General features: G+C 51.6%; 22 protein-coding genes. 9 read left to right on the forward strand and 13 right to left on the reverse strand.

Annotation, left to right across the window (positions count from 1 at the left end; translation table 11 throughout):
• Positions 1–20 precede the first annotated feature (20 nt).
• From ACQ6WK_RS08800 to trpB, 3 genes are all read left to right on the forward strand, one after another.
• Positions 21–926 carry a type II secretion system F family protein gene (locus ACQ6WK_RS08800; RefSeq protein ID WP_432797008.1) on the forward strand — a complete coding sequence of 302 codons (906 nt, stop codon included), beginning with the start codon at positions 21–23 and terminating at the stop codon, positions 924–926.
• A 1-nt stretch (position 927) separates the two neighbouring features.
• Positions 928–1,860: an FHA domain-containing protein gene (locus ACQ6WK_RS08805; protein WP_432797009.1), complete on the forward strand. Its 933-nt coding sequence runs from the start codon at positions 928–930 to the stop codon at positions 1,858–1,860.
• Between the two features lie 77 nt (positions 1,861–1,937).
• Entirely contained in the window at positions 1,938–3,158 is a 1,221-nt protein-coding gene (trpB, locus tag ACQ6WK_RS08810; protein ID WP_432797010.1) for a tryptophan synthase subunit beta, read from the forward strand.
• 70 nt (positions 3,159–3,228) lie between these two features.
• On the opposite strand, the gene ACQ6WK_RS08815 is transcribed toward trpB, so the two are convergent.
• The 3 genes from ACQ6WK_RS08815 to ACQ6WK_RS08825 all read right to left on the reverse strand — a co-directional run bounded on the left by ACQ6WK_RS08815 (position 3,229) and on the right by ACQ6WK_RS08825 (position 7,573).
• On the reverse strand, positions 3,229–5,832 hold the full coding sequence (locus ACQ6WK_RS08815) for a hypothetical protein (RefSeq protein ID WP_432797011.1): 2,604 nt from the start codon (positions 5,830–5,832) through the stop codon (positions 3,229–3,231).
• Positions 5,833–6,072: 240 nt separating this feature from the next.
• On the reverse strand, positions 6,073–7,158 hold the full coding sequence (locus ACQ6WK_RS08820) for a peptide chain release factor 1 (protein WP_432797012.1): 1,086 nt from the start codon (positions 7,156–7,158) through the stop codon (positions 6,073–6,075).
• Between the two features lie 154 nt (positions 7,159–7,312).
• Positions 7,313–7,573 (reverse strand): type B 50S ribosomal protein L31, encoded by a 261-nt coding sequence (locus ACQ6WK_RS08825; RefSeq protein WP_432797013.1) that lies wholly within the window; start codon positions 7,571–7,573, stop codon positions 7,313–7,315.
• Between the two features lie 250 nt (positions 7,574–7,823).
• On the opposite strand from ACQ6WK_RS08825, the gene ACQ6WK_RS08830 reads away from it, so the two are divergent.
• A complete protein-coding gene (locus ACQ6WK_RS08830; protein ID WP_432797014.1) occupies positions 7,824–8,720 on the forward strand; it encodes an aminotransferase class IV in 897 nt (298 codons plus the stop codon).
• Between the two features lie 78 nt (positions 8,721–8,798).
• On the forward strand, positions 8,799–9,248 hold the full coding sequence (locus tag ACQ6WK_RS08835) for an EamA family transporter (RefSeq protein ID WP_432797015.1): 450 nt from the start codon (positions 8,799–8,801) through the stop codon (positions 9,246–9,248).
• Between the two features lie 125 nt (positions 9,249–9,373).
• Here the strand turns inward: ACQ6WK_RS08835 and ACQ6WK_RS08840 are convergent, their stop codons facing one another.
• The 6 genes from ACQ6WK_RS08840 to ACQ6WK_RS08865 all read right to left on the reverse strand — a co-directional run bounded on the left by ACQ6WK_RS08840 (position 9,374) and on the right by ACQ6WK_RS08865 (position 14,085).
• Complete coding sequence (locus tag ACQ6WK_RS08840; protein ID WP_432797016.1) at positions 9,374–10,069, reverse strand: hypothetical protein; 696 nt, start codon at positions 10,067–10,069, stop codon at positions 9,374–9,376.
• A gap of 49 nt (positions 10,070–10,118) precedes the next feature.
• Positions 10,119–10,730, reverse strand: a complete 612-nt coding sequence (locus ACQ6WK_RS08845; protein WP_432797017.1) for a type II secretion system protein — start codon at positions 10,728–10,730, stop codon at positions 10,119–10,121.
• 99 nt (positions 10,731–10,829) lie between these two features.
• Complete coding sequence (locus ACQ6WK_RS08850; protein ID WP_432797018.1) at positions 10,830–11,954, reverse strand: ARMT1-like domain-containing protein; 1,125 nt, start codon at positions 11,952–11,954, stop codon at positions 10,830–10,832.
• Between the two features lie 120 nt (positions 11,955–12,074).
• Positions 12,075–12,722, reverse strand: coding sequence for an imidazole glycerol phosphate synthase subunit HisH (gene hisH / locus ACQ6WK_RS08855; RefSeq protein WP_432797019.1), 648 nt, complete (start codon positions 12,720–12,722; stop codon positions 12,075–12,077).
• A gap of 141 nt (positions 12,723–12,863) precedes the next feature.
• Complete coding sequence (locus ACQ6WK_RS08860; RefSeq protein ID WP_432797020.1) at positions 12,864–13,502, reverse strand: OmpA/MotB family protein; 639 nt, start codon at positions 13,500–13,502, stop codon at positions 12,864–12,866.
• A 169-nt stretch (positions 13,503–13,671) separates the two neighbouring features.
• The gene (locus tag ACQ6WK_RS08865; protein ID WP_432797021.1) at positions 13,672–14,085 is read right to left on the reverse strand and encodes a hypothetical protein; all 414 of its coding nucleotides are present in this window, start codon (positions 14,083–14,085) and stop codon (positions 13,672–13,674) included.
• Between the two features lie 271 nt (positions 14,086–14,356).
• Here ACQ6WK_RS08865 and ACQ6WK_RS08870 point away from each other — a divergent pair, with 271 nt between their 5' ends.
• Complete coding sequence (locus ACQ6WK_RS08870; RefSeq protein ID WP_432797022.1) at positions 14,357–14,614, forward strand: hypothetical protein; 258 nt, start codon at positions 14,357–14,359, stop codon at positions 14,612–14,614.
• Between the two features lie 136 nt (positions 14,615–14,750).
• Here the strand turns inward: ACQ6WK_RS08870 and ACQ6WK_RS08875 are convergent, their stop codons facing one another.
• The 4 genes from ACQ6WK_RS08875 to xseA form a co-directional block, all read right to left on the reverse strand.
• On the reverse strand, positions 14,751–15,137 hold the full coding sequence (locus ACQ6WK_RS08875) for a hypothetical protein (RefSeq protein ID WP_432797023.1): 387 nt from the start codon (positions 15,135–15,137) through the stop codon (positions 14,751–14,753).
• Positions 15,138–15,503: 366 nt separating this feature from the next.
• Complete coding sequence (locus ACQ6WK_RS08880; RefSeq protein WP_432797024.1) at positions 15,504–16,886, reverse strand: prepilin peptidase; 1,383 nt, start codon at positions 16,884–16,886, stop codon at positions 15,504–15,506.
• 23 nt (positions 16,887–16,909) lie between these two features.
• Positions 16,910–17,185, reverse strand: a complete 276-nt coding sequence (xseB, locus tag ACQ6WK_RS08885; protein WP_432797025.1) for an exodeoxyribonuclease VII small subunit — start codon at positions 17,183–17,185, stop codon at positions 16,910–16,912.
• A gap of 35 nt (positions 17,186–17,220) precedes the next feature.
• On the reverse strand, positions 17,221–18,594 hold the full coding sequence (gene xseA, locus ACQ6WK_RS08890) for an exodeoxyribonuclease VII large subunit (protein WP_432797026.1): 1,374 nt from the start codon (positions 18,592–18,594) through the stop codon (positions 17,221–17,223).
• A gap of 269 nt (positions 18,595–18,863) precedes the next feature.
• Here xseA and gap point away from each other — a divergent pair, with 269 nt between their 5' ends.
• The 3 genes from gap to ACQ6WK_RS08905 all read left to right on the forward strand — a co-directional run bounded on the left by gap (position 18,864) and on the right by ACQ6WK_RS08905 (position 24,880).
• Complete coding sequence (gene gap / locus ACQ6WK_RS08895) at positions 18,864–19,883, forward strand: type I glyceraldehyde-3-phosphate dehydrogenase (protein WP_432797027.1); 1,020 nt, start codon at positions 18,864–18,866, stop codon at positions 19,881–19,883.
• Positions 19,884–20,129: 246 nt separating this feature from the next.
• Positions 20,130–22,211, forward strand: coding sequence for a hypothetical protein (locus ACQ6WK_RS08900; protein WP_432797028.1), 2,082 nt, complete (start codon positions 20,130–20,132; stop codon positions 22,209–22,211).
• A 410-nt stretch (positions 22,212–22,621) separates the two neighbouring features.
• Positions 22,622–24,880, forward strand: coding sequence for a hypothetical protein (locus ACQ6WK_RS08905; RefSeq protein ID WP_432797029.1), 2,259 nt, complete (start codon positions 22,622–22,624; stop codon positions 24,878–24,880).
• Positions 24,881–24,990: the final 110 nt, after the last annotated feature.

The raw sequence follows: 24,990 nt of genomic DNA on the forward strand, positions 1-24,990 counted from the left end.
AGACATACCCGGAACCATTCATGTTCGACATCGGTTTACAACTCGCCATCAGCATACTGGTTTTTGCCAGCGTTTTTCTGCTGATTTTTGCTATCTTCCGTTACCCCGTTAACACCGATCCCCCTGTCCACCGAAGCTTCGCACAAGCTGTTGGCTTACACCGACAAACCATCTTCGACAATCCAGTCCTCGCACCACTCTGCTCACTCCTGATTACGTTCGCTGCACGCTTCGGCATTAAATCTATCCGCCATCGTATCTGGCAGCAGCTTGCCGCATCTGGCAATCCCAACAGCTACAGCATTGATGAATACCTCACGATCTGTTTTCTCACCAGCGCTCTACTCGGCATTGCAGCACTGCTCATCCAATTTATTCTCTCCTCCGCGCTGATCATCCTCTTTATTCCGCTACTCTTTGTGGCAGGGTTCTACATCCCGCTCTGGGTTCTCAGCGATGCTGCCACACAGCGCACCCACCGCATCTCCAAACAACTACCCTATTCACTCGACCTCATCGCGATCACGATGCAAGCCGGCTCCACCTTTACTGAAGCCATCGAAACACTCATTAAGGATCAGCCTGATGAGGATTTCAATCAAGAATTGCAACATGTTCTGAGCGAGATTCAATTTGGTGCCACCCGCACAACTGCTCTCCAAAACATGGCCACCCGTATCCCACTTGATTCACTCCGCTCAGTGATCTCAGCCATCAACCAAGCCGACAAACTCGGCACACCACTTGCAAATATCCTGCAATCACAAGCCGACATGCTTCGTGATCAGCGCAGTGTCCGTGCCGAAAAACTCGCCGCCTCTGCCAGCCTCCGCATCCTCATTCCTTCCATGCTCATCCTCATAGCTGTCATTCTCATCCTCTTCGGCCCCATGATCATCCGATTCATCAAGGGAGATCTTTACTAATATGCCCACCACTTCGACCACCACCGCCACCGTCCAGATCCACGTCCTCGCAGGCGCTCAAGCAGGCCGTACGTTCACTCTCCAACAATCCGCTTTCACGTTTGGTCGCACACCCGACAACACCATCTGTCTTGATCTTGAAACTGTCTCGCGTCAGCACGGCGAAATCAAAATCGAGAATAATCATTGGACATTGCACAACCATTCCGCCAACGGCACCATCGTTAACAAAAAACGTGTCACGAAAAAGTCCTACAAACTTGGCGATCAAAACACGATCATCATCGGCGATCAGCGCATGTTTGAAATCACATGCGATCCTATTATCTCAGACGCAACTGCATCAAACATTCAAGATGATGCTGAAACCCCCGACAAACAGGGCAATAAGCGACGTTTTAAAATCTATGCCATCCTCGGTGCGATCTATATGGCCATCATCCTCGGTCTCTTTATGCTCCTCAGCAGTATGTCTTCTAGTCCATCCAGCAGTATCGCCGATATCCAATCTATCTCCCCGGCATTAATCGCGAAAGAAATCCAAGAACCGCTTGCCAAACGTGTTCCTGACGCACGACTCCTCCAACGCGCACTTGATACCGCACAAGAACAACTCGCTCTCCGCGACACAGAACCCGATGCGCTCTACAAAGCTCACGTCGCTTTTAAGCAAGCCCTTTCGTATGCTACCGACTCTCGCCTTAGCGACCCCTTTATGAATCGTCTGCAACAACAAACCCGCGAAGACTTCACAGGCATACTCAGCCAGCAAATACAGTCCGCCCACGACCATCTCAAAGCCAAAGAATACCGTGCCGCGGCTGCGGCTTACCAACGCATCGCAGAGATGTATCCCGCGAGCAATAGCAGCAGCGTCTACGACCGCATCCAACACAATTGGGCAGTGGCTAAAAAAAACATGCAAAAACGTTAACACGCCCAATGCCCTGAATATCTCGACCTTTGTGACCCGACTTGCAGCCGCACCGCTCTGCCGCATAAAGTATGCACATGAATGACTCACAAGATCAGGCAGAATCACTCGCAAACCTTCCCGGTGATAGCGGGCATTTTGGCAGCTTCGGTGGTAGCTTCGTCCCCGAAACCCTCCACGCCACCCTCGCACAACTCACCGAAGCCTATGCTACAGCTCGCGCCGACACCTCATTCATGCAGGAATTCCAACAGCACCTTACCGATTACGTCGCCAGGCCAACTCCTCTCTATTTTGCAAAACGCCTGACAGATCATGTCGGTGGTGCAAAGATCTATCTCAAACGTGAAGACACCGCCCACACCGGTGCACACAAGATCAACAACGCCATCGGCCAAGCCATGCTTACACGCCGCATGGGCAAAAAGCGCATCATTGCTGAAACCGGTGCCGGGCAGCACGGCGTGGCCTCTGCAACGGCCGCTGCTAAGTTCGGCCTCACCTGCGATGTCTTCATGGGGACCGAAGACATGCGTCGTCAACAACCCAATGTCCGGCGCATGCAACTCCTCGGCGCAACTGTTGTCCCCGTCAACTCTGGCTCATGCACGCTCAAGGACGCAACTAACGCCGCCATGCGTGATTGGATGGGCTCTTCCGAATCCACCCACTACATCATTGGCTCCGTCGTCGGGCCGCACCCTTTCCCCATGATGGTCCGCGACTTCCAATCGGTCATCGGCATCGAGTGTCGTGCCCAATGTCTCGACACCATCGGCAGGCTCCCCGACCATATCATCGCTTGTGTTGGCGGCGGCTCAAACGCTGCCGGCATCTTCTATCCCTTCATCGATGACACCTCCGTCAAACTCACCGGTGTTGAAGCAGGCGGACGCTCCGAAAAACTTGGCGATCATGCTGCCCCACTCACATTTGGTTCGCCCGGCGTCTTGCACGGATCAAAAAGCTTTGTCCTTCAGGATAGCGATGGCCAAACCTCGCCCGTGCATTCCATCTCCGCAGGACTCGACTACCCCGGCGTCGGCCCGGAACACTCACACTGGTTCGATGTAGGGCGCGCCGACTACACCTCTTGCAGCGATAGCGATGCGCTGGTTGCGCTCGACAGCCTCTGCAAAACAGAAGGTATTATCCCTGCACTCGAATCTTCTCACGCTCTTGCTCATGCCATCAAGATCGCCAAGGATATGCCCTCCGATCAGATCATTGTCGTCAATCTCTCTGGCCGCGGCGACAAAGACCTTGAAGAATATTTCAGGCTCACCAAGCAAGATTAAGATCCAGATCACCCAACACCAAAACAAATATACTCACCGTCTAATCATCCATTAGACGGTTTTTATTTATCTACTGCGACTGATACCTGATCATTTGATTCAAAACCGCCGGCCCATCGACCTCACGCACTCCCGCACGCACCGGATACTTTTTAATCAGCTCTCCCACATCTTCAAAATAGAATCGCCGCATAAGCGTTTCTCCCGGCTCCATCTTCGGCACAGGTAACTCTTGCCGCCGTCTTTGGTATACATTCGCAAACGCATACATCGTAATCGGCTCCACTCCCGTGTTCGTAAGCAAGCACACCAGCACCGCATCAGTCGTTCCCGGAGTTTTACCCGGACGAAGTGATAGTGTGGCTGAATACTCAATCCCTTCTAGCCCAAGCTCCATCGGTGCCGTCATGTCTACCACATAATCTTCATCAGCCGTAAATTTAAAGTTCGCTTCAAGCAGCTTCTCACCAGCAATCTCAGACAACGGGAACCGTAGCTGTACAGGCAAGGTCGCACTTTGTTTTGCAGCAATCGAAAAGAAGTGACGCACCGGTGTCGCCTGCCAACCCGCAGGACCACGGATCTGCATGTAACCCGAAATTGTTCTGTTCCACGGATTCTTCAAAGTAATCGTACGTGGATGCAGTGTTTGCTTTGATTCAATGAATGGTGGATCGATCTTGAAACTCGCTCGAAAAAGCGCCAACTCTGTATCAATCCCCTCAATCAAAATCGGCGTCCGTGTCACCCTCAAACGATGCTTCCCGCCCCGCACTTCAACTATCTCACGGTTCCCCCAAACATCAATCGCCACCGGCTTTTCGCCCAAATAAAGGTTGAGTGTTTCGTATTCTTCTGCTGCAGACTCGTTCCAAACCGCAAGCATCCCACCCGCAGGCCCATCAAATATCAAACACTTCAGGCCCGGCTGCAGTGGCAATTGTCCAACAACTTTTCGGTTCACCAAACGATGCGCCAAATGGCTGAATACACCCAATGAAGGATCGGGCAATACCGCTTCACGACGTTCCGCCGCACGCGTCCACGGCCGACGAATCGCTAACACACCCGCACGTTCCGACCACCCATACAACATCCGTTTTGCCAGATCTGCCACACGCTGCTCATGACGAAACTGCTTTGCATCCAAGAGCGGATAGTACAGCCAGTATTGGGTTTCATCCTGATTCCAGTCCTGGAGATAAGACGTCATCTCCGCCGGACCAACCCAATCCGCCACCTGAATCAAATACGTCACATCCCCTTTCACATCCATCTCTGCCGGACGTTTCATATCAATCCGCCACGGCACCACCATATTCGGCTGCGGTGCTAGCGATCGTAGTTTCCGCTCCACGTCTTTTAGTACACTCGGCAAATCACGATAATAAAACGCATCCGGAGAATCTGAGCCACCCACCTGCCAACCACTGATACGCTGCCCAAGCCGCATCATCATTGGTGCCAAATATGGTCGCCAAATTGCCTCGGGCTTCTGCAACAATTCCAACGGCAACTTCGCTTCAATCTCCTCTGACTGCGACAACACCTTCGGTAATGGATCAAGTGAGAGAATCAGCTTTCCGTTCTGGGCCGCAAAATCACTCAACATCTGCTCAATCAGTGTGTACCGCCCTGCTAAGTTCTCAAGCGTCAACCCTTCATCCCACATGCTAAGCGACATCAATTGTAAATCCGCCTGTTGCATCAACTCAGGCAAAAGCTTCATTTGCTTCTCAGTTACATGATCCGCAATCAACGCAAAACGTCCCATATCCGTTTCAATCGTTGCCGGCTCTTTCGGCAACCAACTAAACGCGCCAAGCGTCCGCGCCACCGGCATATTCTCCTCACCCGGCACATAAGATCGCTGCTCAAAAATATTCATCTCCACCAGATACCAACCCAACCGATCCAACTTCGGCTGCCACACCCAAGACTTTGGCATCCCACTCCCCACCACACGCTGCTGATGATCGACTAGCTTCAGACGATGATCCATCACCCGCACATCCGCAATAAGCCTATGTCCCGTTAAATCTCGAATCTGCATCTCTAGCCGTGGCGTATTAGGCTCACGGATCATGTTCACCGCGCTCTGCGTTGCCACCTGAATGTGCGGCATCTGCCACACACCAATATCATCAAACCACGCCTGTCCCGCAATATCCTCAAGCACAATCTGATGCTTACCCAACGGATGCCCGTCGGTCTGCGTCGGCTGCTTCAGCGTCAGTTCCATTCCGATCCAAGCCGCACCTTTGTGATCCCCCACCAGTTTCAGTTTTACCAGCGTCCATTCGCCCTTGGTCCGAAGCACCTCACTATGCTGTATTGAGCCAGCTATCTGTTCTCCGCGTGCGTCAATGAAGTACGTGGTCACCTGAGCATGCGCCCGCTCAATCGCATCGGTCCGCACATTCACCGTGATCAGATAATCAGAATTAGGAACAGCTGGTATTGCACCAACCTGTAAAAAAGCCCCTGCACTCCCGTCTTTGATCCGCACCCCAAGACTATGGTCCCCCGAAACATACTGCTGCTGATCAAAACCGATCGGATTAAACCCGGGATAGCCAACCCTGCTCATCAACTGCTGATGCGATGGCTGATTGTGAAAATACTGATCTGCAATCTGGGCACGCCGCCCAATCTCAAACCAATACTGCGGCATGTCCTCGAAGTTCCCACGCCCACGCTCTTCAAAATCAAAAAAGTGTATCAACCGGCGGGATCTACCCCCTGATACGTGTCCGCGCGCATAGCAAAAGTCTGCCAAAACCAGCAGACACAACAGCCCCACCAAACCCTTTACGAGTGCAACAGAAAAAGCCTCTTTCACTTAAGAGTTATCGGTCTACCGCCACTTAAAAATTGATTCTTTCCCTCGAAATTGCCCTTCAATCGCACCCAATCAAAGAGCCGCAAGCCGTTTAGCACGATCCTCAGCAATCAACCGTTCCACCATGTCCTTCAGATCGCCAGCCAGAATACTCTGCAAGTTAAACGACACACCCGTTAGTCGGTGATCCACCACCATGTTGTCTTTGTATCGATAAGTTCGCACCCGCTCGCTTCGCCCTCCGGTCCCGATCATGCTCGCACGTTCTTCAGCACGTTCTGCATCTTTTTCTTTCTGATAAATATCATGCACCCGCGCCCGCAGTAGCTGCCAAGCCTTCTGCCTGTTCTGTGCCTGTGATTTACTCTCCTGCATCCGCACTTCCACACCGGTCGGCTTGTGAATCATATGCACCGCCGTTGCCACCTTGTTCACATTCTGACCGCCCGGCCCCTGCGCCGTCGTCACGTGAATATCCACCTCACTTTCCGGGATCTCAATCTCCAACTCCTCAGGCTCCGGCAAGACCGCCACCGTGGCTGTACTTGTATGCACCCGGCCTTGCGTCTCCGTCGCTGGCACTCGTTTCACACAATGCACTCCTCCCTCATAACCTAATCCTTGCCAAACCCCCTCACCCGATACATTCGCCACCATCATGCGAATCCCACCAACATCACCACCTGAAAACGACATTAGATCGATTTTCCATCCATTACTGCCCGCCCACTTCTGATACATCTCCCACAAATCCCCCGCCCAAAGCCCTGCCTCATCACCACCTGCCCCCGCACGGATTTCCATGATCACCGACCCAATCGCCTTGTCATCAGCCGTCACCAATTCATTCGCCACCTCATCAAGCATCCCATCCACTTTCCCCCGCAATTCCGCCAACTCCATCTCCGCCATCTCAACCAGTTCCGTATCCTCCCCTGCCGCAACAACTTCCTCATACTCCACAATCTGAGCCGTAGCACTTTCCCACTCACGGAACTTCAGCACAACATCTTCCAACGCCCGCCGCTTTACACTGATCTGCATCACCTTCTTGTGATCACTCATCACCGCAGGATCACTCAGTTGCTCGCCGAGCTCGTCAAACTGCCCCCCAAGCTCTCGCAACTTCTCAATCAGATTGGCATGTTGATCCGACATTACTTCATCAACCTTTCACTCCCCACGCTAAACCATCCCTCCCTCGCTCACTATCAATGTTCCCAGGATGCAATTTTCATACGGGAAGATTCTAGAAGCGCATAAGAAAACCGCAGGAGATAAAGGCTCACTGCGGTTCTTGCTTGCTTTGTAGCTACTTCTTGCCGAAGTAGTTGCCTTGGAATTTCTTATTGAACTTCTCAACACGGCCAGCCGCATCGACAAACTTCTGCTTGCCGGTGTAGAACGGGTGCGATGCACTGGAGATATCGACTTTAAGCATTGGATACTCTTTGCCATCTTCCCATTTGGTGGTGTCTTTGGTCTTGACGGTCGATTTGGTCAAGAAGGAAACGCCCGCCGAGACGTCCTGAAACACAACCGCACGGTATTCAGGGTGAATGTCCTTTTTCATCTATCTTACCTTAACTCTTTAGCAATGCTGTATTTACTGCCGGATATTCTCAGGGCGTCTACGTACGCCGCTCTCCGCAGGATGGGTAAGTCTACCCCACCACACCACTTCTGGTCAAATCCCGGTCTTGCCCACATTCATCACAAGCTCGCTACTGCCGGCGGCGGGAACTCTGCTTTGGGGACAACTAACCGGCTGTCACAAAAATCCCTACAATATCCCCCCTCACTGCCCCCATAAGGACATCATCATGGACACCTACGACGTCTACCACAACGGCTCATTCCTCCCGCCACAAGAAGTAAACATCCCCGCACAAGACGCGTCCTTTCAACATGCCATCGGCCTGTTCGAAACCTTCTCTGCTTACCAAGGCAAAGTTTTCCGCCTTGATGATCACCTCGCCCGCCTCAAAGCTTCTGCCGCACAACTTGGCATCCATCCAGACCTAGACACTGCACCTCTCGCTGAAGCCGTCCATCAAACCATTACCCACAATAACATCTCCCGCGCCCGCATCCGACTTACCTTCACGCCCGGCTCCCTCTCACTCCTTCGCCCTGAAGCCGATCAGAACCCTGAACCCACTGTCATCATCACCCCCACTGCCCCCGTCCAATACGACCCAGCCTACTTCAACAAAGGCATCCGCGTCATCATCGGTGCACCGCTCGGCAATCCCTTCGATCCTCTCGCTGGCCACAAAAACCTCGCTTACTGGTCACGCCTTACCATGCTCCGTACCGCCGCAGCAGCCGGCGCAGGCGAAGCCATCATCCTCAACATCACCAATCACCTTGCCTCCGGCTCTGTCTCCAACCTTTTTCTCGTCAAAGATGGCGCACTCTTCACCCCCTTTGCCCACGGCGAAGAACTTCCGGACGCACTCCCCGCCCCGGTCCTCCCTGGCATCACCCGCAAAACTGTCCTAGAAATCGCCGCTGAAGAAAACATTCCCGTCAATATCAAAATGCTCACCGTCGAAGACCTCCTCGAAGCTGACGAAGTTTTCCTCACTAACGCTTCTTGGCTTGTTCTCCCGGTCACCTCAGTCGAACAAAAAGACATCGGCGACGCTGCCGTCGGATCCATCACTAGCCAAATCCGTGACCAACTCATGAAATTAATCGAAACCGAAACCAGTTAATTCCCCATACCACACACCACGCACATTGATCACAATATCTCATCAGATGATTCCCCTTTTCGCCTGAAAGGTTATCTCATGAACTTCCTTCCCATTTTTCTTGTCTCCCTCCTCGCCGCGGTTGGCAACACGCTTTATGTCGCTGGCCAAAAGCAAGCCGCTTCCGTCAACAACCCCATCGCCACAAATTTCTTCACACTCCTTGTCGCCACCGCTTGCACCGGCCTCGCCTACCCCTTCTTCACCAGACCCGAAACACTCCCCCTCATCAAACAAAACGCAAACTGGATCCTCCTCTCAGGCTTCGGCCTCTTCATCGTCTACATCGGCTTCAACATCATGTACACCAAGTTCGGCCCGCAGATTTACCCTGTCTATGCCGTCCTTTCCATTGTCCTGGTCGCCTTCGTTCTTGCCGTCCTCATCTTCCACGAACCCTTCAACCTTTACCACGCAGCGTCTATCTTCTTCGCCGCTCTCACCGTCATCTTCTTTGCCATCGCACACGCCCAAGCCGGTAAGAACTAATATAAAAGCCCGCCACTTTGCAGCAGCGGGTTTGCACAACATCGCATCACCTTCGATGTCACATTAAGAGCTATTCATTACAAGTCGAACGCAGTACCCACCACGTCATTGCATGCTAATGTCAATTATTTTCCCTTTTTGCCACCATCACCTCGGCCCCACCCCATCTCAATCCCCCGTTCTTCCATTCGCGCCTTCATCGCAGTACGAAACTCGCCCATCAGAGCGGATTCTTGTGGATTTCCCGTTTCCGCCCGTTCTTGCATCATACCCTGCGCCCGTTCCATCTTCTCAGCACGACGCTTCTCCATCTCCGCCTTCTGTTCCTCGGTCATGGTCTCAGGATCTGGCCGATTACCCCCTCCTCCGCGACCAGCCCACTGCTGCCGCATCGCTTGCATCTGATTGATCGCTTCGTCAAGCATCATTGTCCGCTTCATCTCATCAGCTGCTGCAAAATCTTTAGCCCGGTTCACCATCATCATTCGCATCCCATCGCGCATGTTGTCACGGAACTGCTTGTCTTGCCGGTTCCTCTCCCAAAAGCCACGACGTTGCTCCGCATCCATCCCGTCCATCATCTCACGCACACGATTGAAATATTGCTCCTTACGATCATCCGACAACCGCGAAAAACGGCTACTTGCCATCATCGCGCTCGCTTCATTCAAATCGCTTGGCATCCCCGGTGGCGTCATCTGCCATGCCCAATACCCGCCATACCCAATCACACCCGCTCCTACAATCACTAGTAAGATCACCATCACAATCTTCTTCGGGTTCTTCTTTACCTCTTCAACTTCAAAATGATCTTCACCCATCATGCTGTCCTATCAATTCGTGTGTTAGCCGTGAAATGAACCCGTCTGATTACTCAAAATCACCGACGTGCGTGTCTGCAAACAAGAAATTTCGCTTGTCATGAAAGAACCCCACCTCAAGCTCTATCCCACTTATCAAATCAAACGCGCCTCCGTCATAGTCTCGACTTACCCATGTCGTCGACGGCTCCAAAATCCCTATCCTTCGGCGAAACTTTCCGCCATGCCCCTTCGCATCCAGATATTCTTCGATCGTCTGCCCGCCAATCCGAACCTGATAGTTGTAGCTCATCCCACTTACTTCAAACACTTGCTCATCACCGCCACACGCATACACCCGATTCGACTCACTATTCCCCATTGGCAAGTACACATGTAATGCCTCATTCAATGCCAGCTCAGACGACGACGACAAAAATGGGTCTGGCATATACTTCGCCACAGGGTACATCTCATTCCAATCCGTACCGTACATATCAATCACCATCCCCACCTGCCGCAAATTCGACATGCACCCCACTTTGTTTGCGGACATTTTTGCCTTTGTCAATACCGGCAATAAGATCCCGATCAAAATCGCAATGATCGAAATAACCACCAAAAGCTCGATGAGTGTGAACCCCCGCCCAGTTCGTTCCGTTTGATATGTTTGTTTTGGCATCACAACAGCCAAACGCATGCGCGCCACACCTATTGCATGCCTGAATCGAATCTTCCCACCTAACCAAGCCCACGTGTTCTACACGTGGGATCTACCTGCTCATTCTCCCGCGGACCGATACCGCATCACCAGATCATAAACCTCTCCACCCACGCCATCTGCCGATCCTTTATCCTTCAGCATCGCGATCTTCAAACTATCGCAATCAAACCTCGCCTCGAAATTACTCTCTACTGCCCTGCCCATCCCCTCAAGCACCACCAAATCCACTCCCTCTTGCTCAGCAATCTCCACCAGTTCTCCCGAGACCTTTGTCAGATCAATCAGTGGTGCGACATTCCCACTACCCACCACCTGCAGCCGCCCTTCTTCGACTGCCTCACAAATCACTTCATCCACATCGCATATTGCATCAACCAATTCATCTAGTTCTTCAACCGTCACGTCATTCAACGCCGCCCCGCTATTCGCCGCCATGATCACCTTCACATCATGCATCAACAAATACCTGCAAAATGGGATCATCCCCAGCACAACATCCGGCCCTGCGTTATCGACAAACACCAACGCCGCCTGGTAACCCTCCCCTTCGGTCATCCGCTTTTGCCACGCATCAAAATCGTCATACAGCCACGGCCGAGGCTTCAACTTTCCACGCGTATCATGGAAACAAACCTTCCCGCCATCTGCAAACATTCCGCTCGTTTTCACCGCACCCATGTCGAAAATATTTCCCGCAAACACACCCTCAATCACTGCCTGACATAATGCCACCTCATCCAGCGAATCATGCTCCTTCAAAACCTCCGGCAGCACTTCCAGCGCATGTTCATTCTGCTCATGCTTCGCTAATCGATACGGGTCCGGCAGGCCGCACTCCCGAAGCACACGTTCACGAACAAAACAAATATCCAACACGCCATAATGATCCTTCTCCACTACACCTGCCTCAAGCTCTTGTAAATAAACCTCAAACTTCGCTTCAGCCGCATCACATGCCGCACGGTGCTCAGCCAAATCACGACCCGCATGCTCTGCTTCGCGCATCGATTGTGCAATCAAACTCGGGAAGTGCTCTCGGAATAACCCGATCCAATATGCACGTTTCTCGGTCTCCACTTCATCTGCAATATTCCACGTGCTCGGCTTATACGCTGAGACATCTCTCAAAACATGCAGAGCCCGATCACCATGTAACGCTTCAATCGCCATTGTTTCACTCATATCCGTAAGCATACGCATCATCACCGCGCTTGAGGTTAAACACGTGTCAGGATCGTATTATTTTTTTCGTGCCAGTTTAGTCCAACCTGCTTGACCCACATACCGCATGCGTGTCCATCATCAGATCGACACAAAATTCTTCAAAATCTGTAACCCCACACGCTGCGACTTCTCTGGGTGAAACTGCATCGCCCAAATATTGTCTTTCCAAACGCTCGCCGTAAACGGCCCGCCATAATCCGCACGCGCACTTGTAATTACTTCACTAGCGTCTTCATTCGGCTGAGCAAAATAGCTATGCACAAAATACACGTGCGATCCCTGCGACAACCCTGCAAATAAAGGATCTTCCCGTTCCCACGAAATCGCATTCCACCCCATCTGCGGAACCTTCAACCGCTCCCCGCCAGCCTCCATTCCGCGCGACTCATCAAACCGTACCACTTTTCCCTCTAACAAGCCCAGCCCTTCAATCATCTCACCATCAGCCGCTCCTTCGTCGCTCCCATCAAAAAACAACTGCAATCCCAGACAAATCCCCAATAAAACCTTCCCCTTTGTAGCATGCTCCTTCACGACCTCGGTCCACCCCATCTCATCCAAGTGCTTCATCGCATCACCGAACGCGCCAACCCCTGGCAAAACTAATTTGTCGCATTTATCTGCATCCTTCACGTTCTGCAGAATCACCGCATCCGCGCCGACAAACTCAAACGCTTTCTGCACCGACCGCAAGTTGCCCATCTTGTAATCAATAATACCAATCACACCAAATCTCTTTCAACATTGATCCCCCCCAATTCAAACAGCCAGACCCAGAGCACATCGCCCTGGGTCTGACATTCTATGCTTATTCACTTGTGCTGCCGAATGTCGTGTTCCGTACAACTCATACACGAACACGTCCGACTATTGCAATTCGACCACGATCTCAACACGGCGACTTTGCGACTTGGTCGAGCGTGGCTGATTTTGGCCGTAGCCTGCCGAATACATCTTCGCATCCGAAATACCCTGCGTCTTCAAATAGCGCTGCACAGCCATCGCACGCTCAGATGACAATTCAAGATTGTCTTTAAACTTGCTCTTGCGGATTGGGTCACGATCCGTATGTCCTGCAATGCGGATCATGTTTGCACCGTAATTGCTACGGATCGCCGCAGCGACTTCAGAAAGTGTTTTCTTTGATGTATCTTTCAAAGCCACACTACCAGGGCCAAACAATACATCACCCGGCACACGCACCGTAATGTTCCCGCCGCTTTGCTGCACGTCTACACCAGCAATCCCGCTGAATGCAGTGTTCGCTGAAGCTTCACGCTCAACGTACACCGTTTCTTTGGTCACTGCTGGCTTGGTCGCCAGCTGCTGATTCAGTGAATCAACCGCCAAATCCAAACGCTCATTCTCAGAACGCAATTCCTGATTCTCAATCCAAAGCGCATCGCGCTCTTTCTTTAAACGGTCATAGCTACAACCGCTCAATCCACCGATGGCTACGCCACCCAGAACAACACTCATCAGCACGCGTGTCCAGACGCTCTTCATGGCAGTCCCTTTCAAAGTCTGATCTCCGATCAATATCCATACCAGCATCATGCCGGCTACCTTTTCAGGTTCACAGCGTGCGATTGTAATCAAAAATCCCTCAAGCCACGATCTCAGAACCCCCTATTTTAAAAAAAATGATCTCAACCCCATACACCGCACACCATCTTTATTGATTCTGTCCGCCGTGCATCAGATCCCACTTCCCCACAAGCTCAAGCAATAACCCCAGCAGTTCCCGCTCTCCTGCCGCCTGTACAAAATCTACCACTTCCGCTGGTAAAACTGCCACATCCTCAAGCTCAGGCAACTCATCCCCCACCGCACACCGCATCCGTCCCCCCTGATCAAGCCAAATCTCAATCTGTCCCGGAAGCCGCCAGCCATGGATATCCAATACACGCACCCCCTCGCCCTCAAGCCCTCGGCATTCTCCCGGAAGCCCGCCGGATTCATCCATGACATCTCCCCGCCATAAATCAATATTGTTTTGCACAAACCCGCTCAGACAATCATTCTGCGTATCACGCGTCACCCACAAAAAATTTCCTCTGCATAATCGTGGCCCCCAGTGAATCTGCATCACTCATCTCCTTTGACTGAAAACCCCCAAACATCTTAAACACATAAAACACTGTAAAATAAGTATCAATCACACAAACATTGATCTAAGAACAAGATAAATCCCCGCCCCCAGCTCCTCCTCTTTCTCTCATCCGAACACTGTTTTCGACATGCCATACCCAGCACCAACACAGATTACCAACCCTCACATCATTTTCACAAGGTTAATATATATATTTCTATATTTATATATCTTTGACTTGCTGCAACGTCCTGCACAAAATACAGTTATGGCTCAAAAGAATTTTGACATCGACCGCGCCCTCGCAGATGAATTCCAGGCTTTCTGCAAAAAACGCGGCATGACCATGGGCACCGCCGCATCAGCAGCGCTTCTTGCCTATACCCGATCCTCCGCCGATCAGCGTGAGCAGATGAATCTTGATCTCGCCAAATGGCTGGACAAGAACGGTGAAGAACAAGGCACATCAAAACCCCGCATGGCCGCCAAAAAAGCTGGCGGTTCGCGCGGCACACCTCGCAAATAGATGTAAAAAATAAATCGAAGCTCCCCCTCACACCGCAAACAACCGCCCGAGCTCTATTCCTCTCTAGCCACCTCAGCAGATTACTTTCGCCCTCTGGTAGGCCTCTACCCAATCACTAGTTCTACAACCACAGTCATTATGTCCCTGTGGTATCTAACACCGCTACCGGATATTTCAGTCGTGGCGACATCATCACTCCGTCACACTCCACACCTTCTGTCATATACACATGCAATTTCGCGATCGTCACCGCATCTAAATGCGACATCGCAAGTCCAATCAGATTACACATTGATTCCTCGTCATCCACCGGCGTATCTGTGATATTCAATTCATACAAAAACGCATGCACCAATTCGTGCCACAACGTCGATAATCGCTTGCTCGGCTCCATATCTCCACTGATCAAGATGTATTGCTGATCGAAATGTGTCAGCCCACAAAACGCCTCTCCCATGCCATTGCGCACCGTCCCTTTCACCAATATCACCCGGTATTCATGCGGTCCTATCTTTACCTGCATAGCGTTCCTTCCCCCCGGAAGTTTCGACACAATCATGATTGCAAGCATTCAATCCTTTAAGTACCGCCCGCAGCGTCCCTTCGTACTTTTGGCACCCTGAAACACAACCATGATCACCACCACATATCACCCCGATTCGCTCAACTTCACCCCCACCCACTCAATCATTTGTTTGCCATATCTCTCCTGTTAACAATCGGTTAGCCAAACAAATCCCCATCCTTTGTTCATACTGACGTCGCATGAACCCGCGGAAGCCCATGACGAATAGATCATAGAAAATCACAGTGTCATCAGTTTGGCACCGATGGCACAGGTCACAAAAAATCTTACAAATAGGTCTTCAAATGCTGGAGTTATGCACAATCATCGTTGCCATGCCAGATCTAGGAACCGCAGAATCTCCAATCGAAATACCATCACCACCACCGCCGCCGCAGCTAAATATGGTCCATACGGAATCACGCGCACCTTCCCCTTCGCAATCGACGCCACCCCAATCGTGATCATCGCCGCCACAATCCCCAAGAACGGTGCTACAAAAAACACCAGCGTCGCATCTACCGCACCCAAGACCGCTCCGATCGCACCCAACAAATGCACATCCCCCAACCCCATCGCCTCCTTCCCAAACCCAAGCGTCCCGCCAATCCGAATCAACCACACCAAACCGCCGCCCACCAAATAACCGAATAACACACCCACCAAAACCTCGTACCACGTCACACTCACGAACATCGCCTCACCGCTCTGGTTACGCGTCATCATCCATCCCACCACTACCCCCACCAGTGGCAGCATCACAAACAACAACTCCTTCAACACCTCTCGCCTCGGATGCGGATACATGAAGATCTCTTCCTGTATCTCTTCCGCACCAATCCCGCCTCCCGGAAGTTTGTCTTTTTTGAATGCCGCCCCCCCCTTTTCTTTTGCCAACTTTGCCTGTTCCGCCTCATACTTCTCAAGCTGCTCTTCCCAATCCATGAAGCTCCGCGGAATCACTTTCAACCACATCAATCCCATCGCCACCGCCAAGCCGATTGTCCCACCAATCCCCGCCCCCCAGATCGCCTCCCGCCCTACTGGCACAATCTGCCCGCCCATCATGTACGCAAACTCCGGTACACGCTCAAACTGCAACCCCTCCATGTACAATTCACTCAACCATCGCCCGCTCGGCAAACCCAACAACACCGCCAACGGCAAACCCACCAGCGCAAACAATGTCACCACCCACGGAATCTGAATCGGAATAATGTACAATCGAAAATCGATCAATGTGGCCGCAAGCAACCCCGCTAGCATCAACACATGCACCACATACACCGGCCACGTCCCCTCAAAACCCAACGCCTCGAAACCCGGTCGCATCCCCGACATGTAATACACCCAAAACAATCCACCAAACAAAAACGCGCAAAACGCTTCTATCAAAGGGTATTGCACACTGATCTTTGTCTTGCAATAACGGCACTTCCCTCCCAACCAAATCCATCCCAACACTGGCACGTTGTCATGCCACGCCAAACGATGCCCGCACTTCGGGCAGCTCGATGGCGGACTCACCACGCTCTTCCCTTCCGGCAAACGGTACGCCACCACATTCAAAAAGCTCCCCACAATCGCGCCGAACACCGTCATGAAAACCAACCACACCCAAATCAGCGCTGGGTTCGGTACCGCCACCACATCAATCCCTGTCACAATGATTTCTGTTTCCGCCAACGTCAGCATGCACTCAAACATCAAGACTCACCTCTTCCCTGAAGTTAATCCTCTTCCTCATATTCAACTTCTTCTTCCCACTCACCCTTCTCATCTTCTTCCGCAACAACTTCTTCATCTGCAACCGATAACGAGGCAATCTTCTTTTCTGCCGACGACAAAATCCCTCGGCAATGCGTGATCAGATTCATCCCTTCTTCATACCGCGCCAGCGCTTCTTCAAGACCGATCTCACCACTCTCAACCTGATCGATAATCGATTCAAGCTGTTCAACGGCGTCTTCAAACTTCACATTCTTCAATGATTTCTTCTTCACCATAACTCACCATTCTATCGCACTGTTCACGGTTCCGCTCAAAACAGCATCGGCCCATTCTCATCCGTCTTTTTCTTCGTGATTTTCTTTTTTGCTTTCCTCGTGTGATCCCGATCTCCTCCGCCCCCCTCCTTTTTCGTCACACGACTTCTCAATTCGCCATCAGCCAACACCGTCGCCATCACACTGCCGACTTCCACATCCCCCACACTTTTCACCACCTTCCCCTGCTCATCGGTCGTGTAAGAGTAACCTCGCCGCAGCACACTGTCCGGCCCAACTGCTTTAAGTTCCCGCTCCATCGCTTCCAGCTTCTCCTCTGCCCGTCGTATTTCCCGCGGCAATCCCTTCCGGAATTCTTTAACCAACCCATCCATCATCATTCCGCCCCGCACCACCCGTTCACGCAGAGCTGGCAACAGCCTGCCACTCAAACCGTCTACCTTCCCCTTCATCCGTTCAACCATTTCGCCCGGCCGATCAAACATCACATGCCTTGCCGCATGCGCCACTCTGTGCTTCCCACTTTCCACCTCACGTCGCATCACCATCTCCAATCGCCTACGCAAAACCTCGACCTGTTCTCGCATGGCCCGACTATCCGGCACAAGCATCATCGCCGCCTGCGTCGGTGTTGCACAACGATGATCCGCGACCAATTCCGCAATAGTGATATCCGTCTCATGCCCAATCGCAGCAATAATCGGCAAACTGCACTTATAAATCGCGTCTGCCACCACCCGCTCATTAAACGCCCACAAATCCTCCATACTCCCACCACCCCGCGTCACGATCAGGGCATCAATCCCAAGCCCCTTACCTCGCCGACTTAGATCATTGATCGCCCGCGCGATCTCACTTGCTGCTTGCTCCCCCTGGACCCGCACATCACACAGAACCAACTCGCACCCCGCCCACCGCCTGCTTGCCGTATCAATCACGTCCTGCAGCGCTGCCGCACTTCTCGAAGTCACCACCGCAATCTTGCGGCACATCCGCGGCAACGCCTTCTTCCGCTCCACCTCGAAATACCCAAGCTCTTTCAGTTCCTCCACCAACTGCCGGTACGCAAGCTCCAACGCCCCCACACCCACCGGCTCGATCTTGTCCACATACAGCTGCACGCTCCCCTGCGCATCGTAAAAATCCATCCGCCCCGTCACGACAACTTCCATCCCATCCCGCACAGGAAAACTCACTCGCCGGGCATTGCTGGCAAAACACACACACCGAAGTGCCGCCCCCGCATCCTTCAAACTAAAAAACCAGTGCGCCCGGTCCGACAAATTGCTCACTTCCCCCACCACACGCACCTTCCCGCCAAACCCTTCTGCCAAGGCGTATCGCACCCGCTCGGCCACCTCACTGACCGTCATCGCCCCCCCACCTGACTTTGCTGACACCTTGCCCATCTATGCATCTCCTATCAGCGACCGCATTTTGATCGAAAGCCCCATCATTCCTATCATGGATCGTCACCGCAAAAACCCGCTTCGTCAATCCTCATCCCCTCCTCACCCACCTTTAACACTATCAAACCCCCTCCTCAGCTTGACAAGAAACCCCAACTCCCTACCTTTTACTCTTGTAAACCCTTAGCTCGGCATCGGCCTAGGCCACACCGCTGGGCATCCCCCAAAACATTATGGACTTACTGACATCCTTTTTGGAGAAATGAGCAATGGCTCTCAAAGTTGGAATTAACGGCTTTGGTCGCATCGGTCGCCTCGTCTTCCGTGCCGCCATCGACAACCCAAACATCGAATTCGTCGGCATCAACGACCTATTCCCCGCTGAATCACTGGCGTACCTCCTCAAGTACGACACCGTTCACGGCCGCTTCAACGGCACCGTCGAAGCTGATGGCGACAACCTCGTCGTCAACGGCAAGAAGATCCCTGTTTGTGCTGAACGCGATCCAGCCAACCTTCCATGGGGTAAAGTCGGCGCTGACTACGTCGTCGAATCCACCGGCCTCTTCACCGACGCAGACAGTGCTAAGAAGCACATCGCTGCCGGTGCCAAGCGCGTTGTGATCTCTGCTCCAACCAAATCTCCTGACGAAGTCAAGACTTTGGTCATGGGCGTCAACGATGAGAAGTACACCACCGATGATGTGGTCGTCTCCAACGCTTCCTGCACCACCAACTGCCTCGCACCAGTGGCGAAGGTTCTCAATGACAACTTCGGCATCGTCGAAGGTCTCATGACAACCGTTCACGCAATCACTGCAACGCAGCCAACACACGACGGTCCTTCGAAGAAAGACCTCCGTGGCGGCCGCGCTGGTGGCTTCAACATCATCCCAGCATCAACTGGTGCTGCGAAGGCTGTTGGTCTGGCACTCCCAGAACTCAAGGGCAAGCTGACTGGTATGGCTTTCCGTATCCCAACCGCTGACGTCTCCGTTGTGGACCTCACCGTCCGCCTCGAAAAGGCAACCAGCTACGAAGAAATCTGTGCAAAGATGAAAGAAGCTGCGGAAGGTTCAATGAAGGGCTTCCTCGCATACACCGATGAGCCAGTCGTCTCAAGCGACTTCATCACCGACCCAGCGTCATCAACTTTCGACGCAGGTGCAGGCATCGGCCTCAGCGACAAGTTCTTCAAAGTTGTCAGCTGGTACGACAACGAATGGGGTTACTCAAACCGCGTGATCGATCTGATGAGCCTCATGGCCAAGAAGGACGGCCTCATCTAATTCAATCTGAATTACATGAAGTAAAAAAAACAAAAACCCACGGCTGAAAAGTCGTGGTTTTTTTTACTACAAATAGCATCTTCACAAGCCTTACTTTCCCAACTTAACAATGCTAGACAAATGTAGAACCATGTTTATCACAAATAACAAAAACACATCACGGGTTTAACAAACACTTATTGATACCCGATTTCATACTTTATAAACTACATTATTATTTCAATCTATAAATCCGGGAGAGATACAATGCGCAAATCATTCAATCGCCTTGTAAACGTAACAGCATTTTGTGTGTTATTGATTAGCTCAACCTTCAACATCACGTTGCACGCTGCCTATTCTTATGAAATCCATACTACTGGTCTCACCGGCCATGGCTATGAACGTGAAAAAAATGACGGCATCATGCAGCGGATTAGCCTTTATGGGCCACAAAACAATGCCGGCATGGCGATCGGTTATTCATTCCGATACATCGTCCCGGAAAAGTATCATGGTGCTGATGGCTGGGTTTTTGACGGCTACCAAACAAAAATACTCGGCCTCGCCGGCAATGACTACAGCCGAATGGATGGCGATTACATTTTCCGCAAAAGCTTCTCGCACTACATCAACGAGGCAGGCCACGTCGTCGGCTTTAATTGGCGTTTAGGCTCCAAGAATATTAACGGGCAAGACACATGGTATTACGACGGTACGAACACAACGCAAATCGGCCTGTCCGGCAATGACTATGAATACCTTGCTTCAGATGGCGGCATATACCGTCATAGCGAGATCAAACGTCTATACGAAAACGGCACAGTAATTGGGTATACCAAAAGATACAACGCTTCCGGCTACACACAGGGCAAAGATATCTGGGTTTACGACGGCAGTACCTCAAACCGAGTCAACCCTACCACTGGCTATCTCAGCGCCGGATCTTATGTCGACAGCACAATCATTGCCACCAATGGTAACGGACACATCCTCGGACAAAGTGGCCCTGTCGAAGATTACAACCCACTCAGACACATCGCGTGGCAATACAACGGCAGCACGTCACAGACGATCGGCCTGAACAATCCCAACGGCGCTATATATAAAGAAAGTTTTGGCGTTCAACTGAACAACAACGGCCTTTCTGTTGGCTACAGCACCGGCAATGGCCACCCCCAAGCCATCTGGCTACACAACGGTAATACCAACGCAACCACTTTTATCGAAAAGAACCCGGCTGACACAAGCGACATGGACCTGCATCAACCTGTTTTCATTAACAACAACGGCGTCGCGGTTGGCACGGCTGGACGTGATGGCGCTTGGCTATACGATGGAACCAATACACACATCATCAAGCCCCAACATAACTTCAAAGGCAATATCTTTAAGAACGAAGTCATCAAACTAACGGACTCTGGTTTTGTTATCGGCAAAACCTATCATCGTTACAAAGAATATGCCCCTCCTGCCAATATACTTATCCACGATGTGACATTGGGTCATAACACATGGATTTCTGATGGTACAACCACACGTTCGCTCGGGTTGACCGGTGATATTTATGAATACACAATAGATCCAGATGAACCGTGGGGCGGCACGTATACCAATTCATACGTAAGAATGATCAATGAAAGCGGCGTCACAGTTGGTGTCACCGCACGTGCCAGAGCAGTCAATCTCAATCGTGGGCCTGATCTTTGGTACGATGATGGATCTTCCGTCTCGATCATTGGACTGTATTCCCATGAATTCAAATATTTCATACAGAACCCAAGTGACGGCAGTACCTTTAAGAACAATATTTTCTATCTCACAGAATCCGGATTTGCAGGCGGCACCACGAATAGATATAGAACCGGAAGATTCAGTACCGGGCAATCAGGATGGGTCTACGACCCCTCCACCGATCAGACATACGAACTCACTTTTTCCAAGAAAACAACCGGCCACGCCTATACCCAAATCAACGGCATCACCGAAGAAGGCCTCGCATACGGCTATTACAACCTTTACGACGATGAGAACAACGACCTCGGCAAACGCGCCTTTTTATGGTCAGTCGAAGATGGTTTCATTGACCTGACATCAATGGTTACAAACCTTGACGATAAAGATTGGCAATACCTTGGTGAAGTAAAATCCATCAATGAAAACGGCAACATTGTTGGGTGGGGCGCACTCAATGATATGGATGGCTGGGCCATGACGTTTATTCTCAATCCAACAGTAATCCCCGAACCTTCTAGTATTATTTTTCTCTCCGTTGTTACGCTCATTTTCCCTCGCCGGAGTAGATGCTCAACGATGAATTCAAACTGCACACATATACCATACATTTAATTGTCACAATCGCTGTCACAGAAGTGTCTTCATAACAGTTATATGGCCCTGTTACTTTCTGCACCACCAGCTTTAGTAAATCCCCATACACCTCCAGCATGAGCGTTTCCTCCGCCCAAGTGCATTCGCTATCTTTTACTACTGCACAAATCTAGGAACGATCCTCTCTGTATAGCTAATTGGCATTGTGATCCAAGCACCAATATCAATCTCTGCAATAGTTCCGCCATCCACTGACAAAACAAGGGCAAACACCAATCCATCTATTCTCTCACTCCTGTTACCATCCTTCACGAGGGAGAGAATAAGCATGCCATAGCAGCCAGCCTCTTGCTCACCTTTGTATCGCACAGCATCATGCGATGCGTTTCAATGAATTTATCCTTACGTTTTCTATAAAGGACACCCACATGCCGCGCCTGTCAACTTATTACAGCCTCGCCATCGTCGCATCTCTTCTAACAACCTCGCCATCGCAAGCATCCATCACCATCACCGGCAGCAACAGCATCATAACCTTCAGCGGCAGCCCCGAGGATGGCGACTGGAACATCGCAGGTATTGGCGACTTTCAAAACTCAGACAACTTTGGGCATGTCATCGTCAACAACGGTACCGATGTCAGCACACACTTCACAAACATCTCCACCGCATCCGGCAAAGACGGCACACTCATCCTTACCGACAGCGGAACAAGCTACACCGGCCTGCAGATGGCCGTCGGCAACAATAGTAACACCGGGCCACTCACCACCGCCATACTCGATGTCAAAAACAACGCTTCACTTAGCCTCGCCTCACTCACCATCTCACGATTCAATAACTCCGTCGGAAATTTTTATCTCCGCTCGGGAGGCTCCGTCAACGTCAACCTCCTGCGTCACGGCGAGGCAACAACCGCGACAACCAACATCACCGGCGGCAACCTCACCGTTAACGATGACTGGGTCATCGGCTCCGATTCAACACAAACCACAAGCAACATTGACCTCTCCTTTAACGCCGTCGTCAACGTCAACCGCAACCTCAACATGCTCAACCGTTCCACCGGAACATTCTCCATCGATTCATCCGCAACACTCAACGTCGCAAGCGACATGCGCGTCAACAACGACACCGACTTCATCATTAACGGCGGCGACCTCAACGTCAATGGCACACTCCAACTCGGCTCACAAGACACCAACACCAACGCGCTCGACTTCTCTCTCTTCGGCGATCACTCCAACCTCACCACCAACAACATCAACGTCGGCTCCGCCGGCGGACACAACGTCCAATTTTTTCTCGGCTCCGGTGCAACAATGACCGTTGACAACCTCTTGCACATTCAAAACAATTCCACCTTCACCCAAGATGGCGGCACACTCATCGCCAACGACATCAACGTCAACTCAGGCAGCAACTACAACTTCATCGCAGGCACAATCCAATTCGACGAAAATACCACTCTTTACGGCAACCACTACCTCATCACAGATATACTCACCGATCGCAACATTAACACAAACCAAGTCATCGACTTCCAAGACAACGGCCTCGATCTGCAAACAAACCTGACACTCAACGGCGGCACGCTCATCCTCGACGGTCTCTACAACGCACATCGACTCACACTCAATGCCGGCACATTACATCACGCGCAAGCCATCAACTCATTCATACTACAAGGCATCCTCAAAGGAAACGCCATCGGCCCAAACACCACCATCCAAACCGATGACACACTCACAAACGAACTCCACAACACAATCCGCTTAAACGGCGGCACACTCCTCGCAACAAACGATATCATCAATCACGGCATCATCGAAGGCAACGGAACCATCGGCGACCAACTCTTCGATCAGTTCATCAACCACAACACCGCACACGTCCGCCTCTATGAAGGCGACAGGCTATACCTCCCAGAAACAGAGAACTACGGACGCATCGAAATCGTTGGCGGCCACCTCGACGCCACCGGCACATTCTTCAAAAACAATGAGGATGCAGACATCATTATCCGTGGCGGCATCTTCCGCGCAACCCACAACACGAACCGTGGCAACATCGCATTCTCATTCGGCACCTCCGACTATCATGGCGACATCACCATCGAAAACCCCGGCCGCGTTGTCGTCTCCGGCAACGCAAACGTCACCTTCTGGGATGACATCGACAACGACGGGACATTCCACGTCTCCGACGGGTCAACCATCGTCGTCTTCGGCTCCTACTCAGGCGGTGGAACAACAGGCACCGGACACGTCTTCCTCGAAGGCGACACACGCCCCGGATTCTCACCCGGCGAAACTGTCAACGGCGGCGACACATTCCTCGGCGACAACCACACACTCATCATCGAACTCGGCGGCACAGAAGAAGGCACCGAACACGATCTCTTCGGCACCGTCCGCCATCTAACCCTTGATGGTGATCTCGTCGTCGAGTGGTACAACGGGTTTGACGCGCAGCTCGGTGATGAGTTCAAAATCCTCAAATGGGATTCACTTTCAGGAACATTCGACAACATTGATCTCTCCGGCGCAGCACTTTCCACAGGCCTCGAGTGGGATACTTCCCGCCTCTATAACACCGGCCGCATCTCGGTCATCCCCGAACCTAGCACGCTTGTGATACTTACGCTTTCGCCATGGCTGCTCGTTCGCCGCAAACACCTCCTATAGATAGAAATTGACTGTCTCTATTGTTTACACACAAAAACCTCGATCTACGTCGAGGTTTTTTTATGCTTCGTATCTACCTATTTTAACATCGTGATATGTTCTACTGTCTT

This window comes from Poriferisphaera sp. WC338, from assembly GCF_050931845.1.
GTDB lineage: Bacteria > Planctomycetota > Phycisphaerae > Phycisphaerales > Phycisphaeraceae > Poriferisphaera.